This window comes from Aquaspirillum soli, assembly GCF_054781915.1.
Map to the genome: position 1 here is coordinate 214805 of NZ_BAAGTM010000002.1, position 23866 is coordinate 238670.

21 protein-coding genes are annotated in these 23866 nt (G+C 46.5%); 12 read left to right on the top strand and 9 right to left on the bottom strand.

Features of this window, described 5'->3' with window-relative positions; translation table 11 throughout:
- Positions 1–8 precede the first annotated feature (8 nt).
- The gene (gene ribD, locus ACYVJG_RS03010; protein WP_460429712.1) at positions 9–1130 is read left to right on the top strand and encodes a bifunctional diaminohydroxyphosphoribosylaminopyrimidine deaminase/5-amino-6-(5-phosphoribosylamino)uracil reductase RibD; all 1122 of its coding nucleotides are present in this window, start codon (positions 9–11) and stop codon (positions 1128–1130) included.
- Here the strand turns inward: ribD and ACYVJG_RS03015 are convergent.
- From ACYVJG_RS03015 to ACYVJG_RS03030, 4 genes are read right to left on the bottom strand one after another with little or no spacing between them, the layout of a single operon-like run.
- Positions 1105–1767 carry a hypothetical protein gene (locus ACYVJG_RS03015; protein WP_460429713.1) on the bottom strand — a complete coding sequence of 221 codons (663 nt, stop codon included), beginning with the start codon at positions 1765–1767 and terminating at the stop codon, positions 1105–1107. The genes ribD and ACYVJG_RS03015 overlap by 26 nt on opposite strands.
- A gap of 11 nt (positions 1768–1778) precedes the next feature.
- A complete protein-coding gene (locus ACYVJG_RS03020; RefSeq protein WP_460429714.1) occupies positions 1779–2312 on the bottom strand; it encodes a C40 family peptidase in 534 nt (177 codons plus the stop codon).
- Complete coding sequence (locus tag ACYVJG_RS03025) at positions 2279–4198, bottom strand: ATP-binding cassette domain-containing protein (protein WP_460429715.1); 1920 nt, start codon at positions 4196–4198, stop codon at positions 2279–2281. Before ACYVJG_RS03025 ends, ACYVJG_RS03020 begins: the two co-directional genes overlap by 34 nt.
- A 15-nt stretch (positions 4199–4213) precedes the next feature.
- Positions 4214–4936 (bottom strand): response regulator, encoded by a 723-nt coding sequence (locus ACYVJG_RS03030; protein ID WP_460429716.1) that lies wholly within the window; start codon positions 4934–4936, stop codon positions 4214–4216.
- A gap of 127 nt (positions 4937–5063) precedes the next feature.
- On the opposite strand from ACYVJG_RS03030, the gene ACYVJG_RS03035 reads away from it, so the two are divergent.
- From ACYVJG_RS03035 to ACYVJG_RS03075, 9 genes are all read left to right on the top strand, one after another.
- Positions 5064–6170 (top strand): CaiB/BaiF CoA transferase family protein, encoded by a 1107-nt coding sequence (locus tag ACYVJG_RS03035; protein WP_460429717.1) that lies wholly within the window; start codon positions 5064–5066, stop codon positions 6168–6170.
- A 252-nt stretch (positions 6171–6422) separates the two neighbouring features.
- Positions 6423–9020, top strand: a complete 2598-nt coding sequence (acnB, locus tag ACYVJG_RS03040) for a bifunctional aconitate hydratase 2/2-methylisocitrate dehydratase (RefSeq protein ID WP_460429718.1) — start codon at positions 6423–6425, stop codon at positions 9018–9020.
- A 232-nt stretch (positions 9021–9252) separates the two neighbouring features.
- On the top strand, positions 9253–12033 hold the full coding sequence (locus ACYVJG_RS03045; protein ID WP_460429719.1) for a type I restriction endonuclease subunit R: 2781 nt from the start codon (positions 9253–9255) through the stop codon (positions 12031–12033).
- A gap of 392 nt (positions 12034–12425) precedes the next feature.
- Positions 12426–12842, top strand: a complete 417-nt coding sequence (locus tag ACYVJG_RS03050) for a GIY-YIG nuclease family protein (protein WP_460429720.1) — start codon at positions 12426–12428, stop codon at positions 12840–12842.
- A gap of 21 nt (positions 12843–12863) precedes the next feature.
- A complete protein-coding gene (locus ACYVJG_RS03055) occupies positions 12864–14381 on the top strand; it encodes a restriction endonuclease subunit S (protein ID WP_460429721.1) in 1518 nt (505 codons plus the stop codon).
- A 3-nt stretch (positions 14382–14384) separates the two neighbouring features.
- A complete protein-coding gene (locus ACYVJG_RS03060) occupies positions 14385–15578 on the top strand; it encodes an AAA family ATPase (protein ID WP_460429722.1) in 1194 nt (397 codons plus the stop codon).
- Positions 15575–16156, top strand: a complete 582-nt coding sequence (locus tag ACYVJG_RS03065) for a DUF4276 family protein (protein WP_460429723.1) — start codon at positions 15575–15577, stop codon at positions 16154–16156. Before ACYVJG_RS03060 ends, ACYVJG_RS03065 begins: the two co-directional genes overlap by 4 nt.
- Positions 16153–16740 carry a class I SAM-dependent DNA methyltransferase gene (locus ACYVJG_RS03070; RefSeq protein ID WP_460429724.1) on the top strand — a complete coding sequence of 196 codons (588 nt, stop codon included), beginning with the start codon at positions 16153–16155 and terminating at the stop codon, positions 16738–16740. The genes ACYVJG_RS03065 and ACYVJG_RS03070 overlap by 4 nt, the downstream gene beginning before the upstream one ends.
- Positions 16661–17617 (top strand): HsdM family class I SAM-dependent methyltransferase, encoded by a 957-nt coding sequence (locus tag ACYVJG_RS03075; protein ID WP_460429725.1) that lies wholly within the window; start codon positions 16661–16663, stop codon positions 17615–17617. The genes ACYVJG_RS03070 and ACYVJG_RS03075 overlap by 80 nt, the downstream gene beginning before the upstream one ends.
- Before the next feature lie 22 nt (positions 17618–17639).
- Here the strand turns inward: ACYVJG_RS03075 and ACYVJG_RS03080 are convergent, their stop codons facing one another.
- From ACYVJG_RS03080 to ACYVJG_RS03100, 5 genes are all read right to left on the bottom strand, one after another.
- Entirely contained in the window at positions 17640–18767 is a 1128-nt protein-coding gene (locus ACYVJG_RS03080) for a tyrosine-type recombinase/integrase (RefSeq protein ID WP_460429726.1), read from the bottom strand.
- The gene (locus ACYVJG_RS03085; RefSeq protein WP_460429727.1) at positions 18767–19774 is read right to left on the bottom strand and encodes a DNA-binding protein; all 1008 of its coding nucleotides are present in this window, start codon (positions 19772–19774) and stop codon (positions 18767–18769) included. The genes ACYVJG_RS03080 and ACYVJG_RS03085 overlap by 1 nt, the downstream gene beginning before the upstream one ends.
- 211 nt (positions 19775–19985) lie before the next feature.
- Complete coding sequence (locus ACYVJG_RS03090) at positions 19986–21242, bottom strand: sensor domain-containing diguanylate cyclase (RefSeq protein WP_460429728.1); 1257 nt, start codon at positions 21240–21242, stop codon at positions 19986–19988.
- Complete coding sequence (locus tag ACYVJG_RS03095) at positions 21217–21651, bottom strand: ATP-binding protein (protein WP_460429729.1); 435 nt, start codon at positions 21649–21651, stop codon at positions 21217–21219. The genes ACYVJG_RS03090 and ACYVJG_RS03095 overlap by 26 nt, the downstream gene beginning before the upstream one ends.
- Positions 21651–22430, bottom strand: coding sequence for an SDR family NAD(P)-dependent oxidoreductase (locus ACYVJG_RS03100; RefSeq protein ID WP_460429730.1), 780 nt, complete (start codon positions 22428–22430; stop codon positions 21651–21653). The genes ACYVJG_RS03095 and ACYVJG_RS03100 overlap by 1 nt, the downstream gene beginning before the upstream one ends.
- 179 nt (positions 22431–22609) lie before the next feature.
- On the opposite strand from ACYVJG_RS03100, the gene ACYVJG_RS03105 reads away from it, so the two are divergent.
- A complete protein-coding gene (locus ACYVJG_RS03105) occupies positions 22610–23542 on the top strand; it encodes a sodium-dependent bicarbonate transport family permease (RefSeq protein ID WP_460429731.1) in 933 nt (310 codons plus the stop codon).
- 2 nt (positions 23543–23544) lie between these two features.
- Positions 23545–23850, top strand: coding sequence for a P-II family nitrogen regulator (locus ACYVJG_RS03110; RefSeq protein WP_460429732.1), 306 nt, complete (start codon positions 23545–23547; stop codon positions 23848–23850).
- Positions 23851–23866 lie beyond the last annotated feature (16 nt).

The following is a 23866-nucleotide window of genomic DNA, read 5'->3' on the forward strand; positions in this document are numbered from 1 at the left end:
AAAATGTGATGGCATTTGTTGATGTCGATGAAAAATGGATGGCAAAGGCATTGCAACTCGCTGAGCGAGGGATCTACACCACCTCACCGAATCCCCGCGTGGGTTGTGTCATTGTGCGTGATGGTGTGTGTGTTGGTGAGGGGTGGCATCACCAAGCTGGGACGCCTCATGCCGAAGTACATGCGCTACGAATGGCTGCCGACTTAGCACAAGGCGCAACCGCTTATGTCACGTTAGAGCCATGTAGTCACTTTGGCCGAACTCCGCCGTGTGCTGATGCGCTTATCACGGCTGGGGTCAAGCGTGTGGTGGCCGCGATGACCGACCCCAATCCACTGGTAGCGGGACAAGGTTTAGCGCGTTTAGCGGCGGCAGGGATTGAGGTTGCCGTGGGTGTGTTACAAGCACCCGCGATGCAACTCAATCGTGGCTTTATCTCACGCATGACCAGAAAAAAACCGTGGGTGACGCTCAAGATTGCGGCCAGTTTAGACGGCAAAACGGCATTAAAAAATGGAGAAAGCCAGTGGATTACTGGCCCAGCGGCGCGGCAAGATGTGCATCAATTACGCGCTCGCCATTGCGCCATTATGACGGGCAGCGGTACTGTGATTGCAGACGATCCGCAATTAACGGTCAGAAATTTTGAAACAATAAGACAACCTAAAAGAGTCATCATTGATAGCAAGCTAAAAACCGCTGTAACAGCAAAAATCTATCAACAACAAGACGTTGCACAAACTTATCTCTACACCACCAATCAAACACCAGCGCAACAACAAGCATTTAGCAATCAAGGTGTAGAAGTCATTGCATTACCGGCAACTGCAGCATTCCATGTCGATTTATCTCAAGTGTTAACGCATTTGGCTGCCGAGGGAATGAATGAAGTCATGGTTGAAGCGGGGGCAACGCTTAATGCAGTTTTATTGCAGTCGGGTTTGATTGATGAGGTCGTGTTATATCTGGCACCAACTTTTTTGGGCGACAGCGCACAAGGTCTTTTTGCTGGCATTGAGCTTACTACGCTGACCCAACAATATCGTTTTACGGTGAATGATATTCGTGCATTGGGTCAAGATTTACGGTTGACTTTAACACCTGCTATGGCTTCCGCATTGCCAATTTAACGTAAATGGCATCTTGCCCAGTTTTTAATTCACTGATCCCAACATAATCAAAAGCATTATAGCCAAATAACTGGCTATTTAATGTCGGAGCAAGGGAAGGCACTTGGTCTAAACGAATCGATAGTACCTGCCCTTGTATCCGCGCATAAGGCATTTTCTCAACTAAATCTCGCATCACTTGATCGCCCGTTGCAAGACTCACCGCACCAATCGCCATATTACCTAAAATGCGCACGAGGGCATTTTCTGATACTGCTTGCGACGATTGTTTAAAAGAAATATGCACTGTGCGATTCGGCCAATCTACCGGCAAAAATTGAAACTCCAGCTGATGTTTTGCAGCGATGCCTTTGTCGCTTCGCAAAAATACAATGCCTTTTTCTGGTGTTAACTGAATATCTTCGATAATAAGTGATTCACTTTTTACACTGTTTTGCAGTCTCTGCAAAATAAGGTTTTTAGGTAAAACCACCCCTTCCCGATTTAACCCAGGCAGTTTTGAAGCAAATTCCTTCATCTTAAGATAAAAGGCAATGATTTGGTCTTGTTCTTGTGCTTGTGCTTGTGTTAATTGGGTTGATAATAAGCCTAATCCACTCACCAACAACACAGATAACCAACGACGACGAGACATCATTTTATCCCTTTCTAATCGAAAATTGTTCTTGCCCCGTCAAAACGGGCGGCAAAGTAACTGTTTTGTAAACTTTCCACTCGAATTGTGCTGTTTGTGCGTGGAGCATGAATAAACTTGCCATCACCAATATAGATACCCATGTGCGAATAAGGGCGATTCATGGTATTAAAGAAAACCATATCGCCTGCTCTTAATTTTTCGCGTGAAATCTGGCGTGTTCTTGCTGCAATTTCTGCCGCATTATGTGGCAAAGAAACACCGACAGCATTTTTATAAATAAAAGCTGCCATGCCACTGCAATCTAAACCTGCTTCTGGATTTTTGCCACCAAATTGATAGCCCACATCTAATAGTCCTAAGGCATACATCACAATTTCTCTGCTATCACCAGAAGCTTCAATATTAGCCAAACTTAAATTAGGCTTTGTTTTGGTGATTTTAGTTGGTGGCTTTTTACCGCTGGTTTTAGTCGGTGTTGAACTACAAGCGGCAAGCACTAAAGCCATGATGGCTACTGTGATAAGCTGCGTTTGTTTTCTAGCCATTCCCATCTTTCTAATTTCTCCATTAACAATAGATCAATTTCGTCTATCCTTTGTTGCCACTGTTTAACCTGTTCAATTTGCTGGCGATAGACGTTAGGGTCTAGTAAACGGTTTTGTAATTCGGCTTGTTCGGCTTCAAGCTGTGAAATTTCCTCTGGCAATTGCGTCAACTCTTTGTTTTCATTATAAGTGAGTTTGTTTTTTCTTTCCTTAACCCGTTCCGTTTTTTCGGTTTTTACTGTGGCCTCGGGTGCCTTCTTAGCAGGGGGCACAGTCAAGTTGAGGTTTTTCTTAAGATTCTGCCAATCAGACCACCCACCAGGCGATTCAATTAACTTGCCTTCACCTTCAAAAGCAATCACCTGTGTCACGACATTATCTAAAAAGGCGCGGTCATGGCTAACCAAGAACAGCGTACCTTGATAATCACTTAATAATTGCTCTAACAAATCAAGCGTATCAATATCTAAATCGTTGGTGGGTTCATCTAAAACAAGAATATTAGCTGGCTTTGTAAAAAGTCGAGCCAATAATAGGCGATTGCGTTCACCACCCGATAAAGACCGGACAGGGCTACGAGCGCGAGCAGGAGGGAATAAGAAATCCTCTAAATAGCTCATGACATGCTTACGGCCAGTTGGTAAATCAATAAATTCACTGCCTTGGCTGATGACATCAATCAACGTGGCATCTTCATCTAATTGAGTACGGAATTGATCAAAATAGGCAATTTCTTGTCGTGCGCCTTGTTTGATTGTGCCACTGTCTGGTTGGATTTCACCGAGAATCAATTTAAGCAGCGTGGTTTTACCAGCACCATTTGGCCCAACTAAACCAATTTTATCACCGCGCATAATTCTGGTTGAAAAGCGATCAATCAGCTTTTTATCGCCGAATGATTTAGAAACTTGCTCTAATTCAGCAATTAACTGAGAACTTTTTTCTGAAATAGAAACAGATAAATTAACACGTCCTTGTACCTCTCGGCGCGCAGCGCGTTGTCGGCGCAGTTCTTCTAAACGGCGAACTCGTCCTTCATTACGAGTTCGTCTAGCTTCAATACCTTTTCGAATCCAGACTTCTTCTTGTTTCCAAAATTTATCAAACTTACGATTATGGATAGACTCAACGGTCAGTTCTTGTGCTTTTCTCTGTTGGTAAGCAGCAAAATTACCCGGGTAATTACGAACAAAACCGCGATCTAACTCAACAATACGATTGGCCACGTGATCTAAAAAAGTACGATCGTGAGTAATAAATAACAAGGTACCTTTAAACTGTGCTAACAGTTCTTCTAGCCATTCAATTGCATTAACATCAAGGTGGTTGGTTGGTTCATCTAATAATAATAAATCAGGATTACTGACTAGAGCTCTCGCTAATGCAACCCGCTTTTTCCAACCTCCGGATAAAGAACTGATCAGTGCATCTGCATCTAAGCCTAAACGCTGAAGGGTATTTTCAATCATATTTTCAAACTGCCACCCTTGACGGATTTCAAGTTCATGCTGCAAGTGGTGAAGTTTTTCTAACAAAGCGTCGTGATCTTGTTGAGGATCGTGTAGTAACTTGGTTAGTTGATGGTATTCGGTTAATAAGTTTTTTAACTCACCTAATCCCTCTGCAACAGCTTCAAATACTGTATGGTTAAGATCAAACTCTGGTTCTTGCGGAACCCACGCCGTCTTGATGTTGTCTTGAAAGACAATCCGACCATCGTCAAGATGAACCGTTCCCGCAACTGCTTTTAATAAAGAAGATTTGCCCGCACCATTACGGCCAATTAAACCGACTTTATCACCTTGTTCTAAACTAAAACTGACCTCATCCAATAGAGGATGATGGCCAAAAGCCAAGCTTGCTTTTTCAATTGATAAAATAGCCATTTGATTCTCAAAAAATTAAATAGACACCAAGCCCATTTTGACTGCGGCTTTCACTAAGCCAGCAAGATCACGACATCCCAATTTTTGTGCAATTTTATTGCGATGAAACTCAACGGTTTTCGGGCTAATTTCTAGGTTTTTGGCAATTTGTTTTGCCGAGAGTCCCTGAGCAATAGCAGTTAAGACTTTTTGCTGTTGAGATGTGAGCACGAAATGTGCGGATTCTTTTTCTGCATGGGGCTGTGTTGATAAATCCGCAATTTTAGGACTTAAATAACGTTGCCCTTGCTTGACTGTATAAAGCGCCTGTTCCAGTTCCGCTAATAGGCAATCTTTTAACAAATAGCCATCCACGCCCATGTTGAGTGCCGCAATCACCGTTTCTGGTGCTTCTACGCTGGATAACATGACAATTTTTAAGGTCGCATGCGTCGTACATTGTTTAATGTGTTGCACGGCCGATAAGCCTGTCATGCCCGGCATTAACACATCCATTAACACAATATCTGGATTGAGCATTTCAATCTGTGTAATGGCCTCTGCTCCATTTGAGGCTTCGCCACAGATGGTGAACTCATCTAATTGTTGCAACAGCGCAGTGATACCAACTCGAACCAGTAAATGATCGTCTGCAATCAAAACGCTGGTTGTGGTTTTAGCGGTGTGGCAGGGCACTGTTACAGAAGGGAAAACATCCATAAAACGAAGGAAAGAAGCAAAGGGAAGAATGGCCGCCAATCATACGCGAATATGTCTATGAACGCTGCGTTGCAAAAATGAAAAACCTTGTCAGGACTTCACTTAGCCCACTATTTGCAGTTAGTATGCCAAAAAAACATCAAAAAAACAGAAAAATGAGGAGAACATGATGGGCCCCCTAACTGGTATTCGTGTTGTTGAGTTTGCAGCCCTCGGGCCTGCACCGATGGCGACCATGCTTTTAGCTGATCTTGGTGCGGATGTGGTGAGAATTGAGCGTGCTAATCAACATATTGGCGCACTATTTGATCCAAAATTAGACATCCTAAACCGCAACCGCCGCGTGATTACGTTAGATCTGAAATCTCAAGATGGGTTAAATACAGCGCTAGAGTTTATTACCCAAGCCGATGCCTTGATCGAGGGTTTTCGACCCGGGGTAATGGAACGTTTAGGGCTAGGGCCTGCGGTGTGCTTAGAGAAAAATCCAAAACTGGTGTATGGCCGTATGACCGGTTGGGGGCAGCATGGCGCGTTATCCCACGCCGCCGGACATGACATCAACTATTTATCGTTATCTGGTGCGTTACATGCCATCGGTGAGCATGGTGGTAAGCCGGTGGTGCCGCTGAATTTAGTCGCTGATTGCGGCGGCGGGGCGATGTTTCTCGCCTTTGGTGTGCTAGCTGCACTGCTTGATGCAAAACGGACTGGGCAAGGCCAAGTGGTTGATGCAGCGATGACGGATGGTTGTGCCACTCTTATGACCATGATGCACACGCTTATGGCGATGCAACAATGGCAGCCGATGCGTGGCAGCAATCTGTTGGATGGTGGGGCACATTTTTATGACACTTATCGTTGTGCGGATGGTGAATATGTGGCGGTCGGAGCGATTGAGCCGCAGTTCTATGCGTTGTTATTACAAAAGTTAGGCATTGACGACCCCGATTTTGAACAACAATGGAACCGTGACGCTTGGCCACGCTTAAAAGAGAAAATGGCTGCGGTGTTTTTACAAAAGACCCGCGATGAGTGGTGGGAGATTTTTCAGGGAACGGATGCCTGTGTTTCACCGGTGCTTAATACCTCCGAGGCCGTTCAAAATAGCCACAATCAATCGCGAGGGACTTTCATTTCGGTCAATGGCATCGCGCAAGCAGCACCCGCCCCACGATTTAGCCAATATCCACAACTGCCTTTGCCACAATCACCTGCATCGCCACAACCTTGGCAATCTATTTTGGCGGATTGGCAACAACACCATGACTAAGCGAAACTTTTGCAACATTGCGTTAATGCAATAACCACAGGTGCGGAATCTGCAAGGGGCTCGCAATTTTCTGCTTTTTTAGCAAAGTACCTACGCTTTTCTTCACAGCGGGACCACATCCGTATAGAATAAGCAAGCTTTTTGCAGCCCGAACGTTTTCGCCGGCGCATCTCTTATTCGCAGCGTACGGTCGGGCGAAGTGTTATCCCAAAAGCGACGCTATATCTATATTCGAGAGAGAGGATTCAAGCCGTGTTAGAAGCTTATCGTGCCCATGTCGCTGAACGTGCTGCTCAAGGTATTCCCCCCCTGCCATTAAATGCAAAACAGACCGAATCGCTGGTCGAATTATTAAAAAATCCTCCTGCTGGTGAAGAGGCCACTCTGGTTGAGTTGATCACCTACCGTGTGCCTGCTGGTGTGGATGATGCGGCTAAAGTGAAGGCCTCTTTCTTGGCTGCAGTTGCAGAAGTTTCTGTGACCTCTCCCCTGATTTCCCGCGAAAAAGCCACCGAGTTGTTAGGCACTATGTTGGGTGGCTACAACGTCAAGCCATTGATCGACCTGTTGGCTGATGAAGCCGTTGGTGCGATTGCTGCTGATGGCCTGAAAAAAACCTTGTTGGTGTTCGATGCTTTCCATGACGTGAAAGAATTGGCCGACAAAGGCAACACCAACGCCAAAGCTGTGTTGCAATCTTGGGCCGATGCCGAGTGGTTCACCAGCCGCCCAGAAGTGCCAGCTACACAAAAACTGACTGTGTTCAAAGTATCGGGTGAAACCAATACTGATGACCTGTCGCCAGCACCTGATGCTTGGTCCCGTCCAGACATCCCATTGCACGCTTTAGCCATGCTGAAAAACCCACGTCCTGGTATCGAGCCAGAAGAAGCGGGTGTGCGTGGTCCAGTGCAACAATTAGAAAACCTCAAAGCCAAAGGCAACTTGGTGGCTTATGTGGGTGATGTGGTTGGTACTGGCTCTTCCCGTAAATCAGCAACCAACTCTGTGTTGTGGTTCACCGGCGAAGACATTCCTTTCGTACCGAACAAGCGTTTTGGTGGCGTGTGCTTGGGTAGCAAAATTGCTCCGATCTTCTTTAACACCATGGAAGATGCTGGTGCATTGCCAATCGAGCTGGACGTGTCCCAAATGGACATGGGCGATGAAATCGAACTGAACATCGATTCCGCGACTGCCAAAGTCACTGCGCTGAAAAACGGCGAAGTGATTGCTGAAGCACAACTGAAAACCCCAGTGATTTTGGATGAAGTGCGCGCCGGTGGCCGTATTCCTCTGATTATCGGTCGTGGTTTGACGGCAAAAGCACGCGAAGCACTGGGCTTGCCAGCTTCGACCCTGTTCCGCCTGCCTGTGGCACCGGAAGACAGCGGCAAAGGTTTCTCGTTAGCTCAAAAAATGGTTGGTCGCGCTTGTGGCTTACCAGAGGGTCAAGGCGTTCGTCCAGGGACTTACTGTGAACCACGCATGACCACCGTTGGTTCGCAAGATACCACCGGCCCAATGACTCGTGATGAGTTGAAAGATTTGGCCTGTTTGGGCTTCTCCGCCGACTTGGTGATGCAATCTTTCTGTCATACCGCTGCTTATCCGAAGCTGGTTGACGTGAAGATGCACAAAGAATTGCCTGCATTCATCTCGACCCGTGGTGGTGTATCGCTGCGTCCAGGCGATGGTGTGATTCACTCTTGGTTAAACCGTCTGTTGTTGCCTGACACAGTGGGTACCGGTGGTGACTCCCATACCCGTTTCCCAATCGGTATTTCCTTCCCAGCGGGTTCCGGTTTGGTGGCGTTTGCCGCTGCAACTGGTGTGATGCCATTGGATATGCCTGAGTCTGTGTTGGTTCGCTTCAAAGGCGAAATGCAGCCAGGTATCACCTTGCGTGATCTGGTAAATGCAATTCCGTTGTACGCAATTCGCCAAGGTCTGTTGACTGTTGAGAAGAAAGGTAAGAAAAACATCTTCTCCGGTCGCATCTTGGAAATCGAAGGTTTGCCAGACCTGAAAGTGGAACAAGCATTCGAGCTGTCTGATGCTTCCGCTGAGCGTTCTGCTGCTGGTTGTACAGTGCATCTGAACAAAGCGCCTATCGTTGAGTACATGCAATCCAACATCACGCTGATGAAGTGGATGATTGCAAATGGCTACGAAGATGCACGCACCCTGCGCCGTCGTATTAAAGCGATGGAAGAGTGGATTGCAAATGGCGAATTGTTGTCTCCAGATGCCGATGCCGATTACGCTGCTGTGATTGAAATTGATCTGGCCGACATCAAAGAGCCTATCGTTGCTTGCCCGAACGATCCTGATGATGTGAAATCGTTGTCCGAAGTGGCTGGCGACAAGATTGATGAAGTGTTCATCGGTTCTTGCATGACCAACATTGGTCACTTCCGCGCAGCGGGTAAAGTGCTGGAAGGTAAATCGGATATCCCAACTCGTCTGTGGATTGCACCACCAACCAAGATGGATGCAATGATCCTGAATGAAGAAGGTTACTACGGTATCCTTGGTCGTTCCGGCGCACGTTTGGAAATGCCTGGTTGTTCGCTGTGTATGGGTAACCAAGCACAAATCCGCAAAGGCTCGACCGCCATGTCGACCTCGACTCGTAACTTCCCGAACCGTTTGGGTCTCGACACCCGCGTTTACTTGGGTTCCGCCGAGTTGGCAGCAATTTGTGCCTTGATGGGCAAAATCCCAACAACAGAGGAATATCTGGCACAAGTGGCGGTTGTGAATGCGAAAGCATCCGAAATCTACCGCTACATGAACTTCAACCAGATTGAAGCATTCCAAGAAGTGGCTGACACTGTAGAAATGTAAGTCCTTACAATTCGGATAGTGTGTTAAGAATGGCCTCGGAATTATCCGAGGCCATTTCTCATTTTGAAGCCAAGTTAACCAATCATTTACATTCTTTCTAATAAATTACTGACATAGAATATGTTCGGGATATAATTTCACTATTTTGAATACAGGTAAAAATTGCTTAACTGGGTCACTGTTTCATGCTGAAACAGAAAATAACCACAATATCGAATTAGAGGGCGCAAAAATGGCAAAGGAAGTTACAGCACGTTTACAGATTGACCAAAAACTTGAACAAGTCGGCTGGATTATCCAGGATATGAAACAACTCAATCTTGGTGCGGCGGTGGGCGTTGCGGTGCGCGAATATCCCACTAACACAGGGCCGGCGGATTATGTTTTGTTTGTTAATCGTGAAGCCGTTGGTGTGATTGAAGCCAAGAGAGATAGCGTTGGCGAAAATTTGACCGTCGTTGAAGAACAAACACATCGTTATGCTACGTCAAATCTGAAATGGCGCAAAGACAACACCCCTTTGCGTTTTCTATTCGAGGCCACTGGCCAAATTATCCGTTTTACCGATGGTGCCGACCCACATCCACGTTCACGCGAAATCTTCCACTTTTTCAAACCAGAAACACTGGCTACATGGTTAGCTCAGCCAGACACCTTACGTCAGCGTTTAGCTAAGCAAATGCCTGCGTTACCAAACCAAAATTTACGTGATTGTCAGATTAATGCTGTGACTGGCCTTGAAAAATCACTGGCGCAGAACAAGCCGCGTGCCTTAGTACACATGGCGACGGGCGCAGGTAAAACCTTTACAGCAATCACATCGGTTTACCGCCTTCTCAAATTTGGCAGTGCTAAACGTATTCTGTTTTTAGTGGATACTCGCAACCTTGGTAAACAAGCACATCAAGAGTTCATGGCTTATACCCCTCCCGATGATGCTCGTAAGTTTACTGAACTTTATAATGTGCAACGTCTTACTTCACCAAATATCGACCCACATTCACAGGTGTGTATTAGTACCATCCAGCGGATGTATTCGATTCTGAGCGGCGAGCCGATTGATGAATCGGCAGAAGAAATATCCCTCAACGAAATCCAACAAACGGCCAAGCAAGAAAAATTTGTGCGTTACAACCCCACTGTGCCGGTGGAAACCTTTGATTTTATTATCATTGATGAATGTCACCGCAGTATCTACAACTTGTGGAAACAAGTGCTGGATTATTTCGATGCCAGTTTAATTGGTCTAACCGCCACGCCGGATAAACGCACCTTCGGCTTTTTCAATGAAAATATTGTTGCTGAATATACTTACGAGCAGTCTGTTGCTGATGGTGTCAACGTCGGCTATGACGTTTATACCATTGAAACAGAAATCACCCAAAAAGGCGCGGAAGTCAAAGCTAAACAATGGGTAGATCATCGTGATCGGGCCACTCGCAAAAAGCGTTGGGCGGAGACAGAAGAAGACATTGCTTACAGTGGCAAGGCGTTGGATAAATCTGTCGTCAATGTGAGCCAAATTCGCCAAGTGATTTCAGCAATGAAAACAGCGGTGGAAACACAAATTTTTCCATCTCGCAAAGAAACGCCCAAGACCCTAATTTTCGCGAAAACCGACAGCCACGCTGATGACATCATCAATATCGTGCGCGAAGTTTACGGACAAGGAAATGCTTTCTGTAAAAAAGTGACTTACCGCGCCGACGAAGACGCCGACAGTATCCTTTCCAGTTTTCGCAACGACTACAATCCGCGCATCGCTGTTACCGTGGATATGATCGCCACCGGCACCGATGTGAAACCGTTGGAAGTGCTGCTGTTTATGCGTGATGTGCGCTCTAAAGGTTACTACGAACAAATGAAAGGCCGAGGCGTACGTAGTTTGAATGGTGAAAGTCTTAAACGGGTGAGTCAATCCGCTGACGGTGATAAGACGCGCTTTGTGTTAATTGATGCTGTCGGTGTCGAAAAGTCGCTGAAAACCGAAAGCCGCCCTTTGGAAAAGAAACCTACAGTGGCGTTAAAAGACCTATTGCAAGGCGTGGCGATGGGTAGCCGTGATGAGGATACTGTGCTTTCTCTTGCGAATCGTTTGGTACGGTTGGCTAAACAACTGGATGATAAAGCTCAGGCACGGATTGAAAAAGCCAGTGGGGGTATTCCAATCGGAGAACTTGGTAAAACGCTGATAACAGCGGTTGACCCTGATGCCATTGTGCAAACGGCACTGGTAACTGCAAAAGCCAAAGGTATGGTTCGTTCAGAAGAAAGCCTCTTGCCAGAAGAAATAGAAGCTGCTCGTGCCGCGCGCGTGGCCACCGCTTGTGCGCCTTTTGACAATCCCGCGCTGCGTGATGAAATTGAGAATGCGCGCCGTGAGCGGGAGCAAATTATCGACCATATCAACCTTGATCAGGTTATTTTCAGTGGTTTTTCAGCGGATGCTGAAGCACAAGCCAAAGCAACGATTCAAAGCTTTGCGGATTACATTGCCGCGCATAAAGATGAAATCACTGCACTGGGATTTTTTTATCAACAGCCTTACCAGCTCCGTGCACTTACCTTCGATATGCTTGAAGAGTTGTACGATCATTTGAGTAAACCGCCGTTGATGTTGACGACCGAGCGGCTGTGGAGTGCTTATGCCCGTGTGCAGAATGCGGCTGTAAAAGGCGCTGACCGTAAGCGCCAGCTTACTGATTTGGTGTCGCTTGTGCGTTTTGCTTTGGGCCTGGATGGTGAGCTTAAACCGTTTGCTGAAGAAGTGGATAAGCGTTTTCAAACTTGGATTTTTCGTCACAACGCCCAGCGCGGAACGGCCTTTACGCCGGAGCAAACGGAATGGCTGCGGCTGATGAAAGAGCACATTGCCAGCAGTTGTAGTATTAGCCGTGATGATTTTGATTATGCTGAATTGGCCGACAAGGGTGGATTGCAAAAAGCTTGGGGCTTGTTTGGCAAGGAGTTGGACACTTTGATGAATGAAATGAATATGGAGTTGGTGGCGTAATGAAATTGTACCTAACTGCTTCCTGAGCGAAGTCGAGGGGAGTCAGTGGGTTGGTTGTTTTGGCTTTGATAGTGCTGGCTTCGACTGCGCTCAGCCAGCGGGAAGCGCTGCACCTAATTGCTCCCTGAGCGAAGTCGAGGGGAGTCAGTGGGTTGGTTGCTCTGGCTTTGACAGTGCTGGCTTCGACTGCGCTCAGCCAGCGGGGGGCGGTACACCTAATTGCTCCCTGAGCGAAGTCGAGGGGAGTTAGCGGGCTGGTTGCTCTGATTTTGACAGTGCTGGCTTCGACTATGCTCAGCCAGCGGGGCGGTACACCTAATTGCTCCCTGAGCGAAGTCGAAGGGAGCAATTATCGAAGTCGAAGGTAGTATCTAATAAAGAGAAAAAATTTCATGCCTTATATGTACATCTTGCGTTGTGCTGATGGCAGTTATTACACCGGAAGCACTTGGAATATTGAGAAACGTCTTTGGGAGCACCAGCAAGGTTTAGGAGCTCGTCATACGGCCAAAAGACTGCCAGTTGAATTGTTGTATTTTGAAGAGTATTCACGAATTGACGAGGCATTTTTTCGTGAAAAACAAATACAGGGGTGGAGTAGAAAGAAAAAGGAAGCGTTGATGGCAAGGGATTTTGACCGACTGCACCAACTGGCAGCCTGTAGAAACGAGAGTTCGTATTTGAAAGCTGATAGTGCTGGCTTCGACTGCGCTCAGCCAGCAGGGGGCATTGCACCTAACCGCTCCCTGAGCGAAGTCGAAGGGAGCCATCTAAATGAATCGCAAGGAATTAACCATGTTGATGAATGAAATGAATAGGGAGTTGGTGGCGTGAGTGAATTGAATCAACGCCCCCTCGCTACCCTTGGTGAATTGGCAGACGAGCCTGTAGAACAGACTGGGCCAATGAGCGATTTCTTTTATGTCGATATCAGTAGTATCGACCGTGAAACCAAAAAAATCACCGAAGCCAAGGCCTTGACGCTGGCGCAGGCTCCAAGTCGAGCCAAGCAGCTTCTTCGCGCTGGTGACGTGCTGGTTTCAATGACGCGTCCCAATCTGAATGCAGTCGCGCTCGTTCCCGAGCAGCTTGATGGCGCAATCGGCTCCACAGGCTTTCATGTTCTCCGGTCTCGTTGGCTGCGCCCGGGGTTCTTGCTTCGTCTGGTCCAATCGCAACGTTTTGTCGACGAGATGTCGGCCCTCGTGCAGGGCGCGCTGTATCCCGCAGTGCGACCGAAAGACATTGCTGCGTTCACTTTTGCCTTCGAAACACCAGCGCAACAAACCCGCATCGTCGCGAAACTCGAAGAACTGTTATCCGACCTCGATGCCGGCGTAGCCGAGCTCAAAGCAGCACAGAAAAAACTCAAGCAATACCGCCAATCATTGCTAAAAGCCGCTGTCGAAGGTGCGTTGACTGCCGAATGGCGAGCAAACAACAAGCCATCGGAAACCGGCGCGCAATTGCTCGAACGCATCCTGACCGAGCGCCGCGCCCGTTGGGAAACCAAGCAATTAGCCAAATTCAAAGAACAAGGCAAAACCCCGCCCAAGGATTGGCAGAAGAAATACCCCGAGCCAGTGCAACCAGATACAACCGATTTGCCGGAACTGCCGGAGGGGTGGGTTTGGGCGAGCATCGATCAGCTTACCGTTGAGAAAAAATACGGATCTTCGTCAAAAACAAATGAAGACCCAGTCGGCGTTCCGGTCTTGCGCATGGGGAATATTCAAGACGGTGATCTGGATTTTTCAAACTTGAAGTATTTACCCGTCGACCACGACGAATTTCCTGGCCTCCATCTTCAAGATGGTGATTTGCTATTTAATCGAACAAACAGTCCTGAACTGGTTGGCAAGACTGCTGTGTATCGATCGCAAATCTCACCCTGCTCGTTTGCCTCTTATTTGATTAGCGTTCGATTTTCTGACGGCTACATTTCTGAGCTCGCATCAGCATTTATCAATTCGGCATATGGGAGGCGTTGGATTAAATCGGTTGTGGTTCAGCAAGTCGGGCAGGCCAATGTAAATGGTTCCAAACTATCCGCACTCGCCGTGCCAGTTCCGCCGTTTAAAGAGCAGCAAGAAATAATCTCAGTGCTCCACTCTCAAACCAGCGAAATTGCTGACCAGTTAAAGAGCGTTGATATTTCCCTCAAGCGATCCAATGCCCAACGCCAAAACATCCTGCGCGCTGCCTTCTCCGGCCAACTCGTACCACAAGACCCGAACGACGAACCGGCCAGTGTGCTGTTGGAGCGCATCCGCGCTGAACGGGCGGCGCTGGGGGCGGTGAAGAAATCTAGAGAAAAAAAAGCCACAGCCAGAACTAGAACGGAGTGACACATGAAAATTGAGTCAATCAGGTTACAAAATTTTAAAGCGTTCAAAGCTGTGCACTTAAAGAATATTCCATCTTTTATGGTGGTGGTAGGTGCCAATGGCTCTGGAAAATCAACCTTATTTGATGTCTTTGGTTTTTTGCATGATTGCCTAAAAGGCAATGTTCGGCAGGCCTTAGATAAGCGTGGCCGATTTTCGGAAGTATTAAGTCGTGGCTGTGACCCCAAACAAGATTCCATCGTGATTGAACTGCAATACCGCATGGATATTAGCGGCGTCAATCGCTTAGTGACTTACTTCCTAGAAATTGTCGAACGCAATGGGTCTCCCATCGTAAAACGGGAAATACTTCGCTATAAGCGTGGAAAAAATGGTAAGCCTTTTCACTTTCTCGACTTTGAAAAGGGGCATGGTTATGCCATTATCAACGAAGAAGACTTCAATAAATCGGATGAAGAGCTAGAGCGTGAAACAGAGCAAGTCGCCCCCGATACCCTTGCTATTAAGGGACTGGGACAATTCGAACGCTTTAAAGCGGCGAATGCGTTTCGGCGACTGATCGAAAATTGGCATGTTTCTGACTTCCATATCAGTGCAGCGCGTGGGCGCAAGGATGCATCAGGTGAGACAGAACACTTGTCGGAGTCTGGCGACAACCTGCCGTTGGTGGCACGTTACCTGCACGAGCAACATCCCTCTGTATTTGACAGCATCCTAAAAACGATGGCTCGGCGTGTACCGGGTGTGTCATCAGTGGAACCGAAGTTAATGGATGATGGTTACCTGACGCTGAAGTTTCAGGATGGCTCATTTAAAACCCCATTTCTGGATCGGTATGTTTCTGACGGCACTATCAAAATGTTTGCTTATCTAGTGCTATTGCATGACCCCAAACCACATCCTTTGCTGTGTGTTGAAGAACCAGAGAACCAGCTTTATCCTCGATTGATGGGAGAGCTTGCTGAAGAATTTCGTAGCTACTCCAATCGGGGTGGCCAGGTATTTGTTTCTACTCACTCCCCAGATTTTTTAAATGCCTTGGAGTTAGATGAAGTTTGCTGGCTAGTCAAACAACAAGGCTGCACTGAAATTCGTCGGGCGAAGGATAATGTTCAAGTTGCCGCTTATGTTGCCGAGGGTGATCAATTAGGTTACCTGTGGAAGCAGGGGTTTTTTGATGGGGTAGACCCAGAATGAAAGAGCTGGTTTTTTTACTAGAAGAACTGTCAGCTAAAGCCATGCTGGAGTCTTTGTTACCTAGACTGCTCCAACCAGAAACGCGCTACCGTTTGATTCCTTTTGAAGGAAAACAAGACCTCGAAAAACAACTCGTCACAAAAATCAGGGTTTACCAAAACCAACAAGCCCGTTTTATTGTCTTACGCGATCAAGATAGCCACCCTGATTGCTTACAACTCAAAAAACGTTTGTTGGATTTATGCGCCCAAACCACCAAAGCCGAATGCTGCTTGGTTCGTTTGGCTTGCAGAGAATTAGAAACTTTTTATTTGGGTGATTTACAAGCCGTTGAAGTCGCCTTGTCTATGACGGGTTTAGCTCGTTACCAGAAATCAAAAAAATTTAAAAATCCCGATCATTTGGGCAGTCCCAGTCAGGAGTTAAAGACACTGACCAAAGGCCGCTATCAAAAAGTTTCGGGATCGAAGGCCATTGGTCAACACCTGAATTTAGAAAATGACCGCTCCCCCAGCTTTCGCAATTTGGTAGCAGCCATCCGCCGCCTAGAAGCTGAACTAATTAAGGATGAAGTATGAACACCTCTTCCCTCGTCCAGAAAGTCTGGAATTTCTGCCACACCTTGCGCGATGACGGCGTGGGTTATGGCGATTATCTGGAACAGCTCACCTATCTGCTGTTTTTGAAGCTGGCGCATGAATACGCACAAGAACCCTACAACCGTGATACCCATATTCCGAGGGGGTATGACTGGGCCAGCCTGACCAATAAAGTCAGTGAACCATTGGAAGCACATTATCTCGCCACCCTGCACAAACTGGGCAATGAGCAGGGTATGCTAGGCGCGATTTTTTTTAAGGCTCAAAACAAGATTCAAGACCCTGCCAAGCTATCACGACTGGTTCAGCTCATTGATGCTGAAAACTGGATCAGCCTTGATGCCGATACCAAGGGCGATTTATACGAAGGTTTGTTACAGAAAAATGCCGAGGATACCAAAAGTGGCGCGGGTCAATATTTCACACCTCGGGCACTGATTGAAGCCATCGTTGCCTGCATTCGGCCAGAACCCATGAAAACCATTGCCGACCCCGCCTGTGGTACCGGTGTTTTTCTTGGGTGCATACAACTGGCTGACACGCCCGGGAGCCAAACTGGATAAACGGCAAAAAGAATTCCTGCGCGAGCGGACTTTCCACGGCAATGAAATCGTGCCGAATACACGCCGTATGTGCTTGATGAATCTGTTTTTGCACAATATTGGTGAACTAGATGGCGAACCTTCGGTTGAACGTTCCGACGCCTTGATCTCAGAGCCCAAGTGTAAAGTGGATTATGTGTTGGCCAATCCGCCTTTCGGCAAAAAGAGCAGCATGACCATTACCAACGAAGAAGGCGAAGAAGATAAAGAGGCTTTAACCTACGAACGTCAAGACTTCTGGGAAACCACTTCAAACAAACAGCTCAACTTTCTCCAGCATATTGTCAGTATGCTAAAAGTAGATGGCAAAGCAGCGGTGGTCTTGCCAGATAACGTGTTATTTGAAGGTGGGGCCGGTGAGAAGATTCGCCGCAAACTACTGGAGAATTGCGACGTACACACAATTTTGCGTCTACCCACCGGTATTTTTTATGCTCAAGGTGTTAAGGCCAATGTCGTATTCTTCGACGCTAAACCCAAGGATGGCCAGATCCACACTAAGGGCATTTGGTTCTATGATTTACGCACCAACAAACATTTCACCCTGAAAACTCGCACACTCAAGTTGGATGATCTACAGGATTTTATCACCTGCTACCACCCAGAAAATCGCCATGAGCGCGTGGCTACCGAACGCTTCAAGTTCTTTAGCTACGAAGAACTGATGGCACGCGATAAGGCCAGCCTCGACATTTTCTGGCTCAAGGATGAAAGTCTAGACAACCTTGATGATTTGCCACCACCGGATGTCCTGCAACAAGAAATCATTGAACATCTTGAAGCGGCACTGGCTGCATTTCGAGATGTTGCCGCAGGGTTACCAAAATCATCAGGCTAAAAATCCGACTAGCTGGCGCACTCTATTTTGTTCTATCAAAGCGCAGCGCTTGCGAAGCTTGATGACGGGTTTCGTTATCGGTGTGCAGATAACGCCGTGTAGTCTCAATATTACTGTGCCGTAAGTTTTGGCTGACCACCAATAAGGGGATGCCTGCTTCCAATTGATGGGATGCCGAGGTGTGACGTAGCCAATGGGTTGAGGCGGTGCGTAAGCGGAAAGCAATATCAAACTGTTGTTGCTGTTCCGCGTATTGTGCCGCCTGTTCAAAAATCGATTTTGTAATCAGATAGATGGATTTACTGCTTAGGCAGTTCCATTGACCTTTTTCTGATAGCCGACCAACCAACGGGATGTTTTCTCGTGGGTGAGGATACTGGGGTAACCCGATTGCCGTACGATAACGCACGAGTTGTTGTAATAGCTCATCGTTAATTGGAATTTCGCCTTCTTTATTCCCCTTACCAATCACCCGCCACCACCATTGTCCGCGCCGCACAAAAATATCTCCCATTACCGCATCTGCTACTTCAGACCGCCGTGCGCCGGTAAGATACAGCAAAGAAAACAACCAATTAGCGCGGACGGCATGGGCTTTTTCTTTCTCGGTATCTTGTGGCAAATGTGCCAATGTTTCTAAGACACATTGCCATAATGTCTGATCGAGGTAACGCTCTACGGTTTGCACTTTTTTGGTGAGTGCCCGTTTTGTACGCTTTGCCAAAGCCAAGGGATTGCCTTGTAAATAGCCCGCTTCGTTCAAATAGCGAAACAGGCCACTTAAAATCACAAGGGTTTGTTGAATGCTGCTGGGTTGTAAGGGTTTGGTAAATGGCCGCCAGTTAGGATGATGCCGCGCTACGGCAGGCCCGATCCACCGTTCTGCAGGCTGTGGATTGGCTAAAAAACGCTCGAAATCCATTAAATCATTACGGCTTAACTGCGAAAGCGTACGTTTTTGCTCTGCCATCCACATTAAAAAACGTTCAGTTTCTTTGCGGTAACTGGCAAAGGTATGAGGTGAATCTTCATACTCGCGCAACCAAGTCAACACCGCATCAATATCATTCTCTGCTGTGATAAGACGCGGCTGGCCGTGATGAAGGGGGGTAATTGGACTCGAGGAGGTAAGAGAAGGCAGTAAGGACATTATGATGTCTCTCTTGGTGATTCGTTGTCAGCTGTTCTTTTCTCGGCGTTTTCAATCAACTGTTGCCGCAAGTTTTCATACTCTTGCCGTAGAGTGCCGAGTGCTTGGGTGGTTTCGCGCCAAGCCAAAACAATTTGCTCATGGTTGAGGCGAACTTGTTCTAATTGTTGTTGTTTTTCTTGCAGCTGGGCCTGTTGTTGTTGCGTTTGCCACTGGGCTTGTAACAGATGATTTTGCAAATGCTGTAGTTGTTCTTGATAGCGTTCTTCTTTGTGGGCAAATTGCTTTTGCTGCGCTTGCAAGTTGTCTTGAATCTGTTGTTTTTCCTTATTTAAACGCTGTCGCTCGTCTTCTGCTTGTTGATACAACTGAATTCGTAAACCTTCCAAACGAGCATACGCCAATTCTTCTTTTCTTTCTGCCTCAAGCTGGATTTGCTGAATACGCTCTTGGTGGACAAGCTGTAGCTGCACCATTTTTTCATCAAATTGAACCTGCTGCCGTGAAAAATCTTGCAACAGCGCCGCATTGGCTTTTTCTAGTGTGATGTGGCTGGCTTGTGCGATTTCTTTTTCCCGAATGGCTTGTTGCAAATGTTCTTGCAGTAAATGCAGTGCCTGTTGTTGTTGTAATTGCTCCGCTTGCAAATTATCTTGAATGGCTAATAAAGCCAACCGTTCTGCTTCAAATGCTTCCTTTTCTGTTTGCCACGCCAAGCGCTCTGCTTCAACTTCTGTTTTGACCGTTTCTAAATGTTGCTCTGCCTGTTCGCATGCGGTTTGCCAAATTTTTTCCACTGCTTCAATTAAGACCGGTGGCCAATCTGGGCGGCGGCTGGCAGTGCTTAACTTAGCCAAAAATTGCTGACGCCAATTTTTCAATTCGCTGTTGATCGTGGTGTTCGAACCACTGCCGACACGCTCACGCACGCTGTTTACCGTTGGCCAAACGCCTTCTGCTGCTAAACGGTAGGCCGCTTCATGAATCCGTAAGTTGATATCAGACATCTTGATTTTCCTTTGTGAGTTGTTAGGCACAATGTTGTTCAGAAATTAAATTGTAAAATATTTAATGTTATACGTAAATTATTTTTTATTGCCATACCTTTGATTCCCATAACGCGAATAATGGGAAGTTTTTTAAGGGAAAAATCCGTAAATGTCTTTACTAACAGTGACTTAGCTAAGGATTTGGGTTTAAAGGAGAATTGGGGCACAATCAAGCAGAAACCACGCAATTACGTCCCTGTTGCTTCGCTTGATACAAAGCGGCATCCGCTCGTGCAAACAAATCGGTCATTGTTTCGTCTGCCTTTGCCTCAGCAAGGCCAAACGACATTGAAAGCTTGCCAACTTGATAGTCTGGCGTTTGATTGACGGTGTGACGAATCCGTTCGGCTAACTTCAACGCCACTGGCAAAGGCGCATCGATAATCAACACAAATTCATCGCCACCCCAACGAATCACGGCATCTGTTTGACGGACGAATTGATTCATGGTGTGTGCAACCTTTTGAATCACACGGTCGCCGGTGATATGGCCATGTTGGTCGTTAATCTGCTTGAAAAAATCGATATCACATACAATCAAACAGAAGCAGTGATGATGATCTTGTTCAAGTTGCTGCAGCTGAGTTTGCAGCAGTCGCTCACCCGCATGTCGATTGAGCAAACCGGTTAATTGGTCGTGATGTGCCAACTCACTTAATGTTTTTTCACGCTCAACAATGTCGCTAATATCTTTTGCAATACTGACAAAGTGTGTGATGTTGCCCTGTTTATCTTTTAATGGCGCAATACTTTGCTCGGCATAAAAAATCTGACCGTTCTTACGCCGATTCATAAACGTGGCACGAAAACCTTGACCTTGAGAAAGCTTTTTCCATAAATCACGGTAAAAAATCGGGTCATGGTTGCCTGACTGTAATAACCGAGGTGTTTCACCAAGAATTTCAGAGGACTGATAGCCTGTTAGTTTTTCAAAAGCAGAATTGACAAAAATAATTCGAGCATGTTGATCAGCAATCAGAATAGGATCTTGTGCCGCATTAAGGGCTTGCACCATTAAATCTCGTTCTTGTTCCGCATGAATCTTGCTAGTCAAATCTTGCTGAATCGAAATAAAGTGGCTGATTTTTCCTGTGCTGTCTTTTACCGGTGAGATATTCCATTCAACAAAATAGGGTTGGCCGTCTTTTTTGTAGTTGACTGTCTGGCCTTGCCAAAACACACCCTGATGTAAAGCCATACGTAAGCTATCAATCACCGTTCTATCGGTATTCGGGCCCTGCAAAATTCTGGGTGATTGACCTTGTAGTGCTGCTAAGTCATAACCTGTCATACGACAAAAAGCAGGATTACAATATTGAATAAAAGGCCCGCCGTCTTCTAAACAGGCATCTGTGATTAAAACTGCGCTAAAGGATTGATCGAGCGCGATTTGCAAAAAATTATTTTGGGCTAGAAATTTCATCATCACTCACAAAGGTTTCTAAGGCATAGGGTTCCCACCTTGCCCGCATTTTCTCAATCATATCCGGTGGTACTTGGTGCACAGAGGGCCATGTGCCGGTGGTGACATAAATCGAGAGCTCACAACCGAGATCATGGGCTAGATCTAAATAAAACTGCATTTCAGATTGTCGAGTAAAGGTATTGCTAACAACAACGTTTTTTTGTCTTGTCAGTGCCTGTTTAGTTTTTCTCATACACCATTGATGAGCGAGGGGTAGTCGATTGGCTTGAAAAACATATTTCCCGTCTTTGGACATAAAAAACATATCTGCTTCAAAATGAACTGTGTTAGGCAGTTGTTGTAATACTTTTTTTGCGAATGTGGTTTTTCCACTTCCGGGTAGCCCCCTAATTAAAATCAATTTTGGCATTATGATAAACCTGTTATTTTTTGCATCATCCAAAAATAGATTCGGTTTGGCATCAATGTGATTGCCCGCAGTATGCACGTAAATTTCTTTGGGAAATTAATTTCAAATTTTCCTTGAGACAGGCCATAGCAAATTTGTTCGGCGGCCTGTTTAGGGGAGGTTAAGGCTGGCATTTTAAATTCATTTTTTGCTGTTAATCGTGTTGCAACAAACCCCGGATTGATTAAATAAACACCTATTCCGTGTGGATGAAGATCTAAATAGAGGGTTTGAGCAAGATTTTGTAGGGCAGCTTTAGTAGCACCATACACCAAACTATTCTGCATACCACCCCATCCGGCAACACTGGCCAGTAAAATCAGGCTACCTTGTTTATTTTTGATCAAGTCAGGGGTCACCGTAGCAATCCCATACAAAACAGCAGATAAATTTGTTGAAACAACTTGATCAATTTCTGCTGCATCGAGCTGCCAAGTTCGCGTTGGCGTATAAGCGCCGAGTGAAAAAATCACTGCATCTAATACTTTGTTTTGTTGAGAAAGTGCTGCATAGCAGGCTTGCCAAGCTGCTGGTTCTCGCGCATCCATCGGTAGCACCGAGACCCGTGTTTTGCCATCTGCAACCGCCTGCAGTGCAGATACCGTTCGACCAGATAAAATCAGTTCGGCGCCAAGTGCATGTAATTCGTTGGCTAACGCAGCACCGATACCATGCCCTGCCCCGATTATCCAAACTCGTTTTCCCTGCCAATTTTTTAATTTTGGGTTAAGGCTCATCATTGGCTCCAAGATTTAACGACCAACTGATATCGATTACGAGAATGGAATTTTAGTTCCGACTAAGTTTTAGCAAAAAAGCATAATATCATATCTCAATATAAATGAAAGCTAATTTACTGTTGCAATTTTTCTCATCGTGGTATCGTGCCAACGGTTTCTGTGACAGATAAGGAGATGGTATGGATATAGTGGTGATGTTTTTCTTATTTGGTTTGATTGCTGGTCTATTGCGCTCAGAGCTCAAGTTACCCGCTTCATTATATGAATCTCTTTCAGTTTTTTTACTGTTAGCGATTGGTTTGAAAGGTGGGCAGGGGCTGGCACAACAGGATTTATTACCCCTATTACCTCAGCTCGGTGCTGTGATTGCGCTTGGGGTATTACAAACTTTAATCGCGTTTTTTATTTTAATAACTTTTGGCAAATTTGATCGTGCCAATGCTGCAGCGATGGCGGCACATTATGGTTCGGTGAGTGTTGCCACGTTTGCTGTGGGGAGCGATTGGCTCGCCTCGCGTGACATTTTCTTTGAATCGCAAATGGCGATTTTCTTAGCTGTGATGGAGGTACCGGCCATTATGGTAGGTATTATTCTGGTACGTGGCATCAGCAAAAACACCGAGTGGAAAGCACTAGCCCATGAAACTTTTTTGGGCAAAGGGGTAACCTTATTGCTCGGAGGGATGTTGATTGGTTGGGCCGCAGGGCCAGAGGGATTGGCTTCTGTAAAAGGTGTGTTCTTTGATTTATTCAAAGGGGCGTTAGCGTTGTTCCTGTTGGAGATGGGGCTGATTGTGGCGCGGCAAGCCGGCGATTTACGGCAACGTGGTATCTTTATCATCGGTTTTGGTGTGTTGATGCCGCTTTTCTCCGCTGTCTTAGGACTGAGCTGTGGGGCTTTGATTGGGCTGTCTATCGGTGGAATGACGCTGTTAGCGACACTGGCGGCGAGTGCTTCCTATATTGCAGTGCCAGCGGCAGTGCGGTTAGCGATTCCTGAAGCGAATCCAGCCTTGTCGCTTGCCACAGTTTTGGGGGTGACGTTCCCATTTAACATCATGCTTGGCATCCCGTTTTATCACTATCTGGCTGAAACACTCTTTGGGGCATAACGATGGATCATCTAGAAAATCGCACACTGTTAACCATTATTACCGAAGCCGCTGTTGAACATGCTTTGCTAAAAGATTTAGAAAAACTCGGCATCAAAGGCTACACCGTGTCCGATGTGCGTGGGCGGGGGAGTCGTGGTGTCCGTGATGCCACGTGGGGCGAGGCAGCGAATATTCGTGTTGAAGTGATTTGTCAGCGCGAAGTGGCATTAAAAGCCTTGCAATTTATTCAGGACAAGTTCTATCAGAACTACGCCATGATTTCTTTCTTGCAAGACGTGGAAGTGCTGCGACCCGAGAAATTTTAGCGAAACCGTTGGCTGG

Excerpts from the sequence above, each read along its gene's own strand:
- ribD (WP_460429712.1), top strand. The coding sequence starts at position 9 with ATGGCATTTGTTGATGTCGATGAAAAATGGATGGCAAAGGCATTGCAA.
- ACYVJG_RS03015 (WP_460429713.1), bottom strand. The coding sequence starts at position 1,767 with ATGATGTCTCGTCGTCGTTGGTTATCTGTGTTGTTGGTGAGTGGATTA.
- ACYVJG_RS03020 (WP_460429714.1), bottom strand. The coding sequence starts at position 2,312 with ATGGCTAGAAAACAAACGCAGCTTATCACAGTAGCCATCATGGCTTTA.
- ACYVJG_RS03025 (WP_460429715.1), bottom strand. The coding sequence starts at position 4,198 with ATGGCTATTTTATCAATTGAAAAAGCAAGCTTGGCTTTTGGCCATCAT.
- ACYVJG_RS03035 (WP_460429717.1), top strand. The coding sequence starts at position 5,064 with ATGATGGGCCCCCTAACTGGTATTCGTGTTGTTGAGTTTGCAGCCCTC.
- ACYVJG_RS03045 (WP_460429719.1), top strand. The coding sequence starts at position 9,253 with ATGGCAAAGGAAGTTACAGCACGTTTACAGATTGACCAAAAACTTGAA.
- ACYVJG_RS03050 (WP_460429720.1), top strand. The coding sequence starts at position 12,426 with ATGCCTTATATGTACATCTTGCGTTGTGCTGATGGCAGTTATTACACC.
- ACYVJG_RS03060 (WP_460429722.1), top strand. The coding sequence starts at position 14,385 with ATGAAAATTGAGTCAATCAGGTTACAAAATTTTAAAGCGTTCAAAGCT.
- ACYVJG_RS03065 (WP_460429723.1), top strand. The coding sequence starts at position 15,575 with ATGAAAGAGCTGGTTTTTTTACTAGAAGAACTGTCAGCTAAAGCCATG.
- ACYVJG_RS03070 (WP_460429724.1), top strand. The coding sequence starts at position 16,153 with ATGAACACCTCTTCCCTCGTCCAGAAAGTCTGGAATTTCTGCCACACC.
- ACYVJG_RS03080 (WP_460429726.1), bottom strand. The coding sequence starts at position 18,767 with ATGTCCTTACTGCCTTCTCTTACCTCCTCGAGTCCAATTACCCCCCTT.
- ACYVJG_RS03085 (WP_460429727.1), bottom strand. The coding sequence starts at position 19,774 with ATGTCTGATATCAACTTACGGATTCATGAAGCGGCCTACCGTTTAGCA.
- ACYVJG_RS03090 (WP_460429728.1), bottom strand. The coding sequence starts at position 21,242 with ATGATGAAATTTCTAGCCCAAAATAATTTTTTGCAAATCGCGCTCGAT.
- ACYVJG_RS03095 (WP_460429729.1), bottom strand. The coding sequence starts at position 21,651 with ATGCCAAAATTGATTTTAATTAGGGGGCTACCCGGAAGTGGAAAAACC.
- ACYVJG_RS03100 (WP_460429730.1), bottom strand. The coding sequence starts at position 22,430 with ATGATGAGCCTTAACCCAAAATTAAAAAATTGGCAGGGAAAACGAGTT.
- ACYVJG_RS03105 (WP_460429731.1), top strand. The coding sequence starts at position 22,610 with ATGGATATAGTGGTGATGTTTTTCTTATTTGGTTTGATTGCTGGTCTA.
- ACYVJG_RS03110 (WP_460429732.1), top strand. The coding sequence starts at position 23,545 with ATGGATCATCTAGAAAATCGCACACTGTTAACCATTATTACCGAAGCC.